The 12530-nt window shown below is 48.1% G+C and carries 11 protein-coding genes and 3 pseudogenes; 10 read left to right on the top strand and 4 right to left on the bottom strand.

All coding sequences use genetic code 11. The features are described from left to right. Positions 1–148: 148 nt before the first annotated feature. Positions 149–1128, bottom strand: a pseudogene (locus tag JCM17471_RS02560) (AEC family transporter). A gap of 3 nt (positions 1129–1131) precedes the next feature. Next, positions 1132–2793, bottom strand: a complete 1662-nt coding sequence (locus tag JCM17471_RS02555; protein ID WP_054776688.1) for a malolactic enzyme — start codon at positions 2791–2793, stop codon at positions 1132–1134. Between the two features lie 147 nt (positions 2794–2940). Here JCM17471_RS02555 and JCM17471_RS02550 point away from each other — a divergent pair, with 147 nt between their 5' ends. Together JCM17471_RS02550 and JCM17471_RS15800 are read left to right on the top strand one after the other, a co-directional pair. Beyond that, positions 2941–3537, top strand: a complete 597-nt coding sequence (locus tag JCM17471_RS02550) for a LysR family transcriptional regulator (RefSeq protein WP_263849391.1) — start codon at positions 2941–2943, stop codon at positions 3535–3537. Beyond that, the gene (locus tag JCM17471_RS15800) at positions 3518–3805 is read left to right on the top strand and encodes a LysR substrate-binding domain-containing protein (protein WP_263849390.1); all 288 of its coding nucleotides are present in this window, start codon (positions 3518–3520) and stop codon (positions 3803–3805) included. Before JCM17471_RS02550 ends, JCM17471_RS15800 begins: the two co-directional genes overlap by 20 nt. Positions 3806–4008: 203 nt before the next feature. Here JCM17471_RS15800 and JCM17471_RS02545 read toward each other — a convergent pair whose 3' ends face one another. Further along, complete coding sequence (locus tag JCM17471_RS02545; RefSeq protein WP_054776687.1) at positions 4009–4944, bottom strand: magnesium transporter CorA family protein; 936 nt, start codon at positions 4942–4944, stop codon at positions 4009–4011. Positions 4945–5158: 214 nt separating this feature from the next. On the opposite strand from JCM17471_RS02545, the gene JCM17471_RS02540 reads away from it, so the two are divergent. The 8 genes and pseudogenes from JCM17471_RS02540 (at position 5159) to JCM17471_RS02510 (ending at position 10865) form a co-directional block, all read left to right on the top strand. Further along, entirely contained in the window at positions 5159–6229 is a 1071-nt protein-coding gene (locus JCM17471_RS02540) for an Nramp family divalent metal transporter (RefSeq protein ID WP_439646740.1), read from the top strand. After that, entirely contained in the window at positions 6154–6561 is a 408-nt protein-coding gene (locus JCM17471_RS16735) for a divalent metal cation transporter (protein ID WP_439646739.1), read from the top strand. The genes JCM17471_RS02540 and JCM17471_RS16735 overlap by 76 nt, the downstream gene beginning before the upstream one ends. A 375-nt stretch (positions 6562–6936) precedes the next feature. Further along, the gene (locus JCM17471_RS02535) at positions 6937–7287 is read left to right on the top strand and encodes a DUF488 domain-containing protein (RefSeq protein ID WP_054776686.1); all 351 of its coding nucleotides are present in this window, start codon (positions 6937–6939) and stop codon (positions 7285–7287) included. Between the two features lie 22 nt (positions 7288–7309). After that, a complete protein-coding gene (locus JCM17471_RS02530; RefSeq protein WP_054776685.1) occupies positions 7310–7852 on the top strand; it encodes a 5-formyltetrahydrofolate cyclo-ligase in 543 nt (180 codons plus the stop codon). A 106-nt stretch (positions 7853–7958) separates the two neighbouring features. Next, positions 7959–8444, top strand: a complete 486-nt coding sequence (locus JCM17471_RS02525; RefSeq protein WP_054776684.1) for a hypothetical protein — start codon at positions 7959–7961, stop codon at positions 8442–8444. After that, entirely contained in the window at positions 8429–9091 is a 663-nt protein-coding gene (locus JCM17471_RS14610; RefSeq protein ID WP_054776683.1) for a hypothetical protein, read from the top strand. Before JCM17471_RS02525 ends, JCM17471_RS14610 begins: the two co-directional genes overlap by 16 nt. 182 nt (positions 9092–9273) lie before the next feature. Next, entirely contained in the window at positions 9274–9894 is a 621-nt protein-coding gene (locus JCM17471_RS02515) for a flavin reductase family protein (RefSeq protein WP_054776682.1), read from the top strand. A gap of 24 nt (positions 9895–9918) precedes the next feature. Further along, positions 9919–10865: pseudogene (locus JCM17471_RS02510) on the top strand (AEC family transporter). 73 nt (positions 10866–10938) lie between these two features. Here the strand turns inward: JCM17471_RS02510 and JCM17471_RS02505 are convergent. Beyond that, positions 10939–12296 (bottom strand): annotated as a pseudogene (locus tag JCM17471_RS02505) (MFS transporter). Between the last annotated feature and the right edge of the window lie 234 nt (positions 12297–12530).

The following is a 12530-nucleotide window of genomic DNA, read 5'->3' as shown; positions in this document are numbered from 1 at the left end:
TATGTCGTAGCTCTTTTTTGACTAAACGCGTTCCAATCCCCAACAATCTCCGCCTAACAAAAACTAGCGCCAATTGCACAAATCGCAATTGTAGCGCTAGTCTCCGTTAGTGCTCACAGCCAAAACGTGTGGGTTCGCACTCTAATTATTAGATACCTTGGATCAACAACATGATAATAGGTACCACAACCGCGAAGAGCACAGTTGATAAGGTAACCACGTTAGTTGCGTATTCCACGTCACCATGGCCTCAGTAGCTAAGATTGGTAACACAGCAAGACCTGGTGCTGAAGCTTGGACAATCAATGTCTGAGCTTCAAGACTTGGCATGCCAAAGCCTGCCTTGCCCCCAAGAATGATCAGGGTAGCGATGATCGCTGGTGCCAGAACGAAACGTCCTAACAAGGCAACGATACTGTCGCGGTCAAACTTGATAGCACCAAAGCCAGCCTTAGCTAAGATAATCCCGATGTAAATTAATGACAATGGTGTCACTAAGCTACCAACGTAATCCAAGCTGTTAACGGCAAAGCTTAACCAGCTGACGTTGATGAACGGAATCCGTAACAACAAGACAACCAGGGCAACTAAGAAGCCCAACAGTGGTGGTGGCAATAACTTCTTCCAGTTAAAGGCTTGCTTGCCATCTGTGTCTTGCTTGGTAGGATCATCCCAAGACATCAGGAAGGCACCTAATGTCCATGTGGAAACAGTGTTAACCACGTAGTACATCAGGAAGTATGGCACAGCCTTGTCACCGAAGAGCGCCATGTTCAATGGCAAGCCGATGAAAATGGTGTTGGCATTAACGAACATATTGATGAACGTCCCACGACGGCCTGGACGAACCTTCAAAGCCCAAACCAGGAAGAATGCGACGATGTAACCGATAATTACGGCACCAAAGCCATACACAAGTCCTGATGATAAGCTGATCAACTTATCTAAGGTCAGTCGCTTAAGAACGGAGATGAAGATGGACGCAGGTAAAGCGACCTTCATCAGTAAGGTTGAAATTGTTCCCCCAAACTTTTCGTCAAACCAACCCTTTTTCTGTAAAATATACCCTAAAGCAATGATGACAACGATGGTCAAAATGCTTTGAATTGACGTTGCTAAAGCTGTCAAAAGTTACCCCTCCTTGTCAACTGTTACATCTAAATCTTTATATTCTGGTACCCACTTCATGTCGGCAACAGCTTGTTCAACATTCGCAATGTTGTCCTTGTTCAAACCATCAGCAATAGCTTGCTTAGCAACAGCCAATGCAACTGTCTGACTGAAGGCATCAAGCTTTGTGACAGGTGGCAATACAGCAGCACCTGGTTGGCTAGGATCAACAATCCCACCAAGACTGTGTGCAGCAGCAGAGATCATGCTATCGCTTAAGAGTGATGCAGTTGATGCAATCGTTCCTAAACCAAGACCTGGGTAAACCAAGGCGTTGTTAGCTTGACCAATTTCGTAAGTCACACCGTTCAATTCAACAGGTGCAGCAGGAATACCTGTGGCAACTAATGCCTTACCATCAGTCCATGTCAACAAGTCTTCAGCCTTTGCTTCGGCTAACTTAGTTGGGTTAGACAATGGGAAGATAATTGGACGTTCTGTGTGAGCAGCCATTTCCTTCACGATTGATTCTGTGAATGAACCAGGTTGGGTTGATGTCCCAACTAAGATTGTTGGGTGGATAGCCTTCACAACAGCTTCAAGGTTGGTGAGTTCGTCAGCGTTGGCGAATTCACTGCGCTTACGTGCGAATGGCTTTTGTTCTGGTGTTAAGTCAGTCATGTCATCGAACAACAGACCTTGCTTATCAACCATGTAGAAGTGCTTCTTAGCTTCTTCTGGGTCCATGCCTTCTTGAATGAATTCTTCATAGATCCGGCTTGTGATCCCAGCGCCGGCAGTACCAGCACCAAAGCTCAAGTAAGTTTGGTCAGTCATGTTTTGCTTGGTGATGTTCATGGCACCGAGTAAACCAGCAAGCACGATGATCCCTGTTCCTTGAATATCATCATTGAAGGTTGTGATCTTGTCCTTGTAACGGTTCAAGATGTTAGCGGCATTGCTGCGGCCAAAGTCTTCAAAGTGAAGGTATAACTTAGGGAATAACTTTTCAGCAGTTTCAACGAATTGATCAACGAAGGCATCATATTGTGCACCGTAAATCCGTTCGTGACGATTACCCAAGTAAAGGTCATCGTCTAACAGTTCCTTGTTGTTGGTCCCGGCATCGAGCACAACAGGTAAGACTTGGCTTGGGTCAATCCCAGCAGCTGCGGTATAAACCATCAACTTACCAACAGCGATATCAACACCTTGTGTACCCCAGTCACCGATACCAAGAATCCCTTCAGCATCTGTCACAACAATCAAACGAATGTCGCGGCCAGCAGCACTGTGCTTAAGTGCGGCTTCCATGCTATCTGGATCATCGATAGACAAGTAAGTTGCGTTTTGTGGTTCAACGAATAATGCGCTATAGTTTTCAATTGTGTCAGCGATGGTTGGATCGTAGACAACAGGCATGAATTCCGCAATGTGTTCGGAGAATAACTTATAGAACAACACGTGGTTGGTGTTGAAGATTTCCATTAAGAACATCCGCTTTTGCAGATCATCAACCTTGCTTTGGTATTGTGCGTAAGCTTGCTTAACTTGTTGGTCCAAAGTTTGGACAGCAGGTGGCAATAAGCCTTCAAGGCCATAAGCCTTACGTTCTTCAGCAGTAAAGGCAGTACCCTTGTTCAAAAATGGGTTATGCAACAATTGTTCTGGTGTCATTGTCATGTGATTTCCCCCTATGAATTCTTAAATATTTTTTATCTTGCTTTCAACATGTGTCACTATAATCCCGCTCAAAACTTATAGTCAAACCCGGGGATTGTGATAAACTTTCTTTATATGACGTCTCGGAGGCCCCTTATATGAACACTCGTGATTTACAGTATTTTGCGCAACTTGCAGAATCAAAAACTTTCCCAAGTCGCCCGTGAGTTCGGTGTAACCCAGCCGACAATCACGATGGCGCTCAAACGACTCGAAACATACTTCAATGTCCAACTCATGCTGCGAGATCAGAGCCATCAAGAATTACAGCTCACGCCCGCAGGTGAACAGCTCTATCACCACGCACAAATCATTAATCAGGAACTGACACTGGCCGCCCACGAAATCAAGGGTAGCGCAATCCGCTTTGGCCTACCGCCGATTATCGGTAATTATTATTTTCCACAGATGGCGAGCGAGTTAGTGCGTACCGGGCTCATGGATCGGCTCGATACCAAAGAAGCCGGATCGGCCGATTTGTTGCAGGAGATTCGCACCGGCCATCTCGATATCGCGTTGCTCGGATCGAGCGGCCCGCTTGTCGAAGAAGATCTCGAAGTCTTGCCCGTCACCCAATCCCCGTTCAGCATTGTCTTGCCACCCGATCATCCGCTAGCCCAACAACCGGAACTCAGCTTTAATCAACTGGGTAACGAGAAGTTTTATTCTGTTAGCGGAAGGATTCGTGCACGCCAAGGCCTTTGAATGGTTCGAACGCCAAAGTGTCGCCAGCCCCCAAGTCGTATATCGCTCAAGTGATGTTGGCTTGCTGAAGAAAATGGTCGGCGAACACGTCGGCATCAGTTTCTTGGCCCGTCTCGCCATCACACCAGAGGACCATCTGATAACGCGACCATTACTCGGCAACAACCAACCCGCATTTCAGATTTCGGTTGTTTACAAAAAAGGCACGCGCCTATCAGCGTCCCAAGAAGAATTGATTCGTGTCCTGCTGAGTGTCAGCAATAAATAGAAAAAAGTATTCTTACAAACTAAAGAGGTCGTCTTCAGAGTCCTGTGACTCGGGAAACGACCTCTTTTGTGTTTATGTACGCAAGCTAAACGCGCTTACACACACTGCCTGCTCCGCCTAACCAGACTCGCAACAATCATCAAACCTATGATTGCTTCGTGAGTCCCGTTAGTGTTCGATTGCTGACCAGTGCTGGTCGCGCTCTAGAAATAATCGTGTCGCTTCAGCCACCATGCGACCAGTGCACAAGCAACCGCCGTGATCAGCATCAGCCACCAAAACGCATTGTAAGCATGCGCGAACGGTAAGCGCACGTTCATCCCATAAATCCCGCCGACAATGGTTGGAATCGTCAGAATAATCGTGATTGACGTGAGCACCTTCATAATCAAATTCAGGTTATTCGAGATCACCGAACTGACGGCAGTATTGTATTGCTCGAGCACTTTACTCCCTGTGCGCACCATACTCTGCGCCTGTTCAACCTCGACTGTCACATCGTGCAGATTATTGGCTGATTCGGGTGTATTAAAGAACTTAGGCCCATCGTGCAGAATCGAGAGCAGCTGCTCTGAGTGCCCCAACGCATCATCAAAGAAAATCAGGCTCTTTTGCATCGCCATGATTTGATAAAGTTGGGTATTCTTGGCGGCATGTCCGAGCGAGCCTTCCATGCTGTCAATTTCATTGTTCAAGCGATCCATGTCTTCCACAAATTGATGCAGCGTGACCCAGAGTAGTTTCAGCAGAAAGGTTTCTGGCGCAAAAGTTTGAATCAAGTGATTGCCCAAATATTCTTCCAGCGGCAATGGTTCCTGTGTGATGGTAATGATTTGTTTATCCAGCACAAAGAGCGCCAATGGCAATGTTTGATACTGACGATACCCCATCGCACTGTGGGTCTGCACGGGGTAGCGCAAAATCACCATCGCTGGATCTTCCACATGCAGGCCAATCTCAACCCGCGGATTCTCACGCTGATCGAGCGCCGCCGCTAGTTGGCTCTTAGAAAGATGATAGGTTGTTTCTAAAGCAGCCATTTCGCTGTCGGTCGGTGCCGTGATGGCTAGCCACTGACAATTGGCCGTATCCGTTGCTTCTTTGAGTTCCCCTTGATCAAAATACCACTGCGTTTGCATGCTGACTCACCTCTTTTCCATTATACGAAAGTTTGAACACCCCGCGCACCTTATCTGCTGTTTTCATAATTATTTTGATATGGTGGAAAATAATGCCGCGAATAGGCGAAAACAGTTGCCCAATTTATTTGAAAAAGCTACAATATGTAAGGGGTTTAGGAGTACCTAACAAGTTAGGTTGGCTGTACGGCTGACACAGAAAGAGGGAAACCATATGGATGAAAAGCACAAACAGAATTTGCGCCCTGAAGATATGACCAAAAAGGGCCATGAAAAGTTTATTCACTACGCAGATGGGGAGTCGCTTTCAGAAATCAATAACAGTGTTGATGTGCCAGAAAACGCTGGCTTCTGGAAAACATTGCTTGCCTACTCTGGACCTGGGGCACTCGTTGCCGTGGGTTACATGGATCCAGGTAACTGGGTCACAAGTATTACTGGTGGGGCGTCGTATAAGTACGCGCTGTTATCCGTGATTTTGATTTCCAGTCTGATTGCGATGTTGCTTCAAGCAATGTCCGCTCGGGTTGGGATGGTCACAGGTAAGGATTTGGCGCAACTCACACGAGACCACACCAATAAGGCCGGTGGATTCGTTCTCTGGATCATCACTGAGTTGGCGATTATGGCAACAGATATCGCTGAAATCATTGGATCTGGGATTGCCTTAATGTTGCTGTTCCACATTCCACTTGTCGCCGGGATTTTTATCACTGCTTTTGATGTCTTCTTGCTCTTATTATTGATGAAACTCGGCTTTAGAAAGATTGAAGCGATTGTTGCGACCTTGGTTGCCGTCATTCTCTTCGTCTTCTTATATCAAGTGATTCTGGCAAAACCAAACGTTGGCGAAATGTTTGCGGGCTTTGTCCCACACACAGATATCATCACCAACAAAGGCATGTTGTACTTAGCATTGGGGATTGTTGGGGCTACTGTTATGCCCCACAACCTTTACCTACATTCCTCAATTGCACAAGCGCGCAAATATGACCGCAACGACCCTAAGAAGTTACGCAAGGCTTTGAAGTTCACCGTGATTGATTCCAACATTCAATTATCAATCGCATTCGTGGTTAACTGCTTACTCTTGGTCTTAGGGGCAGCGCTGTTCTATGGGCACGCCTCAAACTTGGGTCGTTTCCAAGATTTATACTTCGCATTACAAAATAAGGACATTGCCGGCTCTATCGCAAGCCTGTGCTCTCCATGTTGTTCGCCGTTGCCTTGTTGGCATCCGGTCAGAATTCAACCATCACCGGGACTCTTTCAGGTCAAATCGTGATGGAAGGCTTTATCCACATGAAGATGCCACTCTGGGCACGGCGGGTCATCACACGATTACTGAGTGTGATTCCTGTCTTGATTTTGCCATCATGTTCAAAGACAATGAAGCAAAATGAAGAACTGCTGACATTCTCACAGGTCTTCTTGAGTATCGCCTTACCATTCTCAATCTTCCCACTGACAATTTTTGCCAGTCGCAAAGATATTATGGGCGAATTCACTAGCGCGGCGTGGGTCAAATACACGGCCTGGACTGTGTCGATTATCTTAACAATCTTGAATATCTATCTGATTCTGGGTCTGGTTGGTATTGTCCCAAGTATTGGTTAGAGCGTGAATTCACACGTATTGGCTGTGAGTACTAACGGAACCAGCGCTATAATTGCGGTTTGTGCAATTGGCGTTGGTTGGGTTAGACGGAACAGACAGTGTGAATGACGCGTTTAGAGCGCGACCAGCACCGGTCAGCAATCGAGTACTAACGGGCTTTGAGCGACGTGGCGGGATTCGCCACAGCGAAAAGTGAGTTAGACGGAGATTGTTGGTGGTGGGAGCGCGTTTATATTAGCGCAGTGACAAAACTAAATGGTTTTGTCACTGCGCTATTTTATGATTATTACGACATGCACACCGCTCCGATTTGCACCGCGCCAAACTTCCGCGTTACTATGAGAGAGAAGCAAATTTTAAGATTGAAGTGATAACATGCAATTATTGATGGAACGCATCTATGCACAGCCGCAGCAAGCCGGTTTTCGTGTGCTTGTCGATCGTGTCTGGCCCCGCGGCATCAAGAAAGTCGATGCCCATTTGGATTTATGGGCCAAAACAATCGCACCCAGTACCGAATTGCGCAAGTGGTTTAATCATGATCCTGAAAAATTCACTGAATTCAAACAGCGTTACCTCGCTGAGCTCAGTACCAACCCAGATTGGCCTGCCTTTCGTGACACCTTGCAGACACAATCACAGCCAATTATTTTGCTCTATGGCGCTAAAGATGAACACAACAATCAGGCCGTCGTGCTCAAAGACGCACTGACAAACGCGCACTAGCTGATACTACGGAGGAATTGCCTTGAATAAACGCGACTTTAGAAATGCCCAAATCGACCGTCTGACCGCCCACCAACTCGAAACCGCCGAAGCCAGCGCTGCATTACTGGACAAGCTTGTTCAAAGTGATGTGTGGCAACAAGCACGCACGATTGCCACCACCGTCAGTAGTCCCATTGAAGTGGCAACCGAACCACTGATTGCGGCCGCCCAAGCAGCGGGTAAGCAAGTCTATTTACCCAAAACAATGCCCCATCGCCAAATGGCTTTTCTGCCTGATCCCGGGCCGGAACAGCGCATCACGAGCGCCTTTGGGATTCCCGAGCCCGCCTATGAAGCGGCCCTACAGAACCAAAGCGTCGACTTAGTCATTGTCCCTGGCATCGCCTTTGCGCGCGATAGCCACTATCGAGTGGGCTTTGGCGGTGGTTACTATGATCGCTTCTTAGCACAGTATCCAGGTCACACCGTCTCATTGGTGGCGCCAGTGCAGTTATTTGATACCGCCGAATGGGGCGTAGAATCCTTCGATATACCGCTCCAACAGCTCATCACGCTTGATTAAAATTTGCTAAACGTTCAGCAAGTTTTCCCACCTCATACCGGATTTTCGGTATAATGGATAGCATTATTTATGTCCCACAAAGGTTGACCTAAAAAGGAGTTCATTTATGCATCGACAGCAACGCACGCATCGAAAAGGTTGGCGGATCGGCCTCATTATCGGTTTGGTTCTCATCATCGTCATTGGTGGCTATCTTTTGATTCGCAAGGGACCCAATGTGAACGGCCCCGTTGAAGAATCTGCCAGCAGTTCCTCTCAGCCTGCCACACTGCAGCTACGGACTTACACCGCTAGCGGTAGCGCGGCCGACCAAACCGGTAACCTGCGGCGATTATCCGTCTGGGTTAAGCTGGGTAAGAATCACACTTACAAACGCTTGATGATGTTTGATCGCGATACCACGCCTATGGTGATTACCGATTCCGGTCATTTCACTCAAAGTACGAAACAACTCAAATTAACCAGCGACAGTGCCATTGTTTATGGTTATGCTAATCTCACGGCTTACGATGATAAGACCCCCAACTCAATTAAAAATACGGTGATGCCAGTGATTCGGCGGACTTCCCTGAGTCCATGCAAGACGTGTTGAACACGCGAATCACACTCGATGGCACCACCCCAGACACCTACTATTATCTGAAGAGCCGCTTGCCACTCAAGAACTCCGATCAAACGGTGCCTAGTGTGGTGAGCTACGCCAAAGATCAGGAGCTCGTCAGCATGACGAACGCCTCATCGAGTAGCTCAGAGTCAGAATCGATGAGTAGTGAATCCACTGCCAGCGAAAGTTCAGCAAGCAGTGCTGAAAGTAGCTCGAGTGTCTCAAGCAGTTCAAGTAGCACCACCGACGGCTATACCCCAAGCGCGGATCAAATTGCCGCAGCGCGGGCGCAGCTACAATCGATTGGCGTGAATGATCAACAGTGGACCGACAGCCAAATTTCAGCTGCCATCGTCGAATCGGCCAATAAGGGTGGCGACTCTGTCATTCCAATTCTGGTTCCTGACTATAATGGCGCATCACAGAACATCGCTGCCAATGTCGGTACTGGCAAAATCAAATATGTCGATCAGGCCTATGCGATTCTGTTACAGCAGTATCCAGCCGCCCAATACAGTTCCGAGCAATCGGGGATGACCAGCGATGCCTCAGGATTCATTTTCACTGTGCGCAATCGTGAAACGGGCGCCAGCAAGCAAGTTACCGTCACGGGTGATGGTAGTGTGCAAGGCTAACATGTAACAAGCGATAACTCAGCAAAAATTAGGGGCTGCAAACGAAACCAAATCGGTTTTGTTGCAGCCCTATTTTTGTGCGCCAATAGCTACTATCATATTCTGAAAATAGCACGGTGGCCCCACCCGATACTTTTCATTCCCAGATTTTTGCGCTAAACTGACAAAGTTGGAGGACTTTTATGAAAACACTAGCTGCGGCAAGCTTATCTAAGCAAGTTCAGTACAAATTGCTCTCTGGCAGTATCATTCCACGCCCCATTGCGTGGATGACGACCCTGAGTGCTGATCAACAAACCGTCAATCTCGCACCGTTTTCTTTTTTCACGGGACTCAGTAATCAGCTGCCCCTGTTATCTGTCGCGATTCTACGCCACAACAATCAGCCTAAGGACACCGCGGCCAATCTTTTGGCCAACGAGGAAGCCGTGATTCACATGGTCTCGCGTGATTTGGTCGTGCCCATGAATCAGAGCGCAGCCACGCTCGACGCGACCGTCAGCGAAGTCCAAACACTCGACTTGCCGACGGTGGCGAGTGACAGTGTCCGTGTGCCCGGACTGGTTGCCGCGAAGATTCGTCTTGAGAGCACGCTGTATCAATACGTCCCGATTACGGGGCCTGATGGCGAGATCATGACCGATCTGTTCGTGCTACAAGTACAAACGTTTCATTTTGCAGATGAGGTGCTCGACTCGGAACACCTCTATGTCAATGCCACCGCGTTAGATCCGATTGCACGACTCAGCGGGCCTACTTATGCGCCACTTGGAACGAGTTTCAAGTTGGCTCGGCCGCGCTAATTCAAATTAGAAAGAAGTATTGTTTTGACTGCTTTTATTGCAAGTGTTTTGGTGTTTGTGAAATTCTCATTCTGATTATTCTGGGTTACTGGCTGAGTGCCAAGGGCTGGTTTAACGACCACAGCGGCACCTTGATTGCCAAAATCGTCACCCAGATTGCCCTACCCGCTTACATGGTAGTGACCATCACCCAGAAATTCACCGCAAAAGAATTGATGCAACTGCTACCTGATTTACGGTTTCCCGTGCTCTCAATGGCGATTCTATTTGGGATTTCGTTTGGTGTCTGTGCGGCATTAGCGGTGCCAAAAGGCCGTCGCGGGTTGTTCAAATCGATGTTTTTCAATTCAAACACCGTCTTCATTGGTCTGCCCGTCAATCTCGCCTTGTTCGGCGCCAAGAGCCTGCCCTATGTGCTGGTCTATTACATGGCCAACACGACTATTTTTTGGACAATCGGTGTGTATCTGATTCAAGGTGACGGCCCTAAGCCGGCACACTTTGATTTCAAACAAGCGCTGGGCAAAATCTTCTCACCGCCACTACTAGGCTTCATGGTTGGGGTCGTGCTGGTGTTATTACACATCCAACTTCCCAACTTCTTGATGGCTGACCTTAACTATATTGGTGGTCTGACCATTCCTGGTTCGATGTTCTTCATCGGAATCGCAATGTACCAAGCCGGCCTCAGCCACTTGAAACTCAACAAGGAAACCTGGGCCATTCTGCTGGGTCGGTTCGTGCTCGCACCCCTGGTCATGGTCGCACTGGTCTACTTTGCCGATGTGCCACTCCTGATGAAACAAGTCTTCATTCTGCAATCCGCCATGCCCGTGATGACCAACGCGCCCGTTGTGGCCAAGTTATACGGGGCGGATGCCGATACAGCTGCGATCACCGTGACAGAAACCACCTTAGCCGCCATGGTTATGATTCCAGTCGTAATGACAATGCTACAATTCATCCACTAATTCACCACACAAATAGCGCCTGCGACAAACCTCAATCGGCTTTGTCACAGACGCTATTTTAGTTGTCGTCCAATTATGCTTTTGCCTTCAGGGGGAGCCGCAATCCGAGAATCAATCCAATCAGCCCAATCACTGCAAAATCGCGAACGTGAGCTGAAAACTGAGTGCTTGATTCTGGGTGAGTGATTGCCACTGCTGTAAGCTGAATGTCGCCAGTACGACCCCAGCTGAACCCAACAATTGACGCATTGTGGTGGTCACCGCCGTCCCATCCGCTAACAAGTTTTCAGGCAGTGCATTGGCACCCGTCGTGACAGCTGGCATCATGACAAAGGCATTACCAGCTTCCGTCACCATCGCGAGCAAAATGGCACCCAGGAGGTTCAGGTATGGTGCCAAAATAGCCAGCAGCGTAAAGCCGCCAACAATCAGCCCCATCCCGATGAGCACCACGCGCCGTGGGCCAAACTTGTCGAGCATTTTACCCGTATAGGGGTTCAACAAACTGAGGCCAACCGCAGCGGGCACGAGGGATAACCCCGACACCAGTGGACTGACATGCAGGCGCGTTTGGAAAAACAGCGGCATCACGATAGTCGTCACAATCAACGCGATATAAGAGATCCCGGTCAAGAAGACGGCCTGCGTGAATGCTTTGGTCGCAAACACACGTAACTGCAAAAGCGGTTTGTCTTGGTGCAGTTGCCGATAGACAAACCAAACAGCAGCCACAATCGCAATGATGCTAATGATACCTAGCGCGAGCGTGACGCCTTTGGTTAAGCTTGTCAGCACATAGAGTAAGGCGGGAAAGCTTGCGGCCAGAATCACGGATAACCAATCGAATTGACTCTTATGTAAGGTCATCACAGGTTTGATTGTCGCAAACGACACGCTCAATACCACAACACTGATAATGAGGAACAAAATAAAGAGTGCCTGCCAGTGGAACCAGGTCAGTAACACCCCTGAAATGATGGGCCCGACCGCTAACGCCGATCCCATCACCAGGCCCGCAATTCCCATAATGTGGCCGCGCTCTGTTTCAGGTGTAATCGTCAGTAGTACTGTTTGAAAGCTAGGGAAAATAATCCCGACGGCGAGTGCCTCCAGTAAGCGGCCGACCATAAGCACACTGAAGCTGGGTGCCCACACGCACAATAACGTCCCAATCCCAAATGTCGCAACAACCAGTTGAAACAGCCGATCGAAGCGAATATTTTCAAGTAGCCATGGGCTGACCGGAATCATCAGACTCATGACCAACATAAACCCTGTTGTCAGCCATGAAACGGTGCCCGCACCCAAATGGAAACTGCGCATGAATGCGGGATAAGCCGTACTCAATGCGGACTGAGAAATCGACATCGAGAATGTCCCGGTTAATAATGTGGCAATAAATGCTGGATGATTAAATTCTTTTTCTGTCATTGTTCTCCTCCTCATCATTTTAATTATAACGGTTCTAATTAAGAATGAAAGAAGGAACTCTCATGTAATCGAATTCATTGAAAATTTCAATGCGACACAAAAAATCACGCCCGTTTCATGAAAAGTGGCGTGATTTTTTAGTATGGGAGTTGAAACGCGCACCCATCCCCAGCAATCTCCGCCTAACCTACTTTCGTCCATACCAAAACCCGGTATGTGACTCAAAGTTTGTTA

The sequence above is a fragment of the Lacticaseibacillus saniviri JCM 17471 = DSM 24301 genome, from assembly GCF_001311785.1.
Classification (GTDB): domain Bacteria; phylum Bacillota; class Bacilli; order Lactobacillales; family Lactobacillaceae; genus Lacticaseibacillus; species Lacticaseibacillus saniviri.
The sequence above is the reverse complement of the archived record's forward strand: the minus strand, read 5'-3'. Positions and strand labels throughout refer to the sequence as shown.

Coding starts and splice junctions, on each gene's coding strand:
- JCM17471_RS02555 (WP_054776688.1), bottom strand. CDS start 2,793: ATGACAATGACACCAGAACAATTGTTGCATAACCCATTTTTGAACAAG.
- JCM17471_RS02545 (WP_054776687.1), bottom strand. CDS start 4,944: ATGCAAACGCAGTGGTATTTTGATCAAGGGGAACTCAAAGAAGCAACG.
- JCM17471_RS02540 (WP_439646740.1), top strand. CDS start 5,159: ATGGATGAAAAGCACAAACAGAATTTGCGCCCTGAAGATATGACCAAA.
- JCM17471_RS16735 (WP_439646739.1), top strand. CDS start 6,154: ATGTTGTTCGCCGTTGCCTTGTTGGCATCCGGTCAGAATTCAACCATC.
- JCM17471_RS02535 (WP_054776686.1), top strand. CDS start 6,937: ATGCAATTATTGATGGAACGCATCTATGCACAGCCGCAGCAAGCCGGT.
- JCM17471_RS02525 (WP_054776684.1), top strand. CDS start 7,959: ATGCATCGACAGCAACGCACGCATCGAAAAGGTTGGCGGATCGGCCTC.
- JCM17471_RS14610 (WP_054776683.1), top strand. CDS start 8,429: ATGCAAGACGTGTTGAACACGCGAATCACACTCGATGGCACCACCCCA.
- JCM17471_RS02515 (WP_054776682.1), top strand. CDS start 9,274: ATGAAAACACTAGCTGCGGCAAGCTTATCTAAGCAAGTTCAGTACAAA.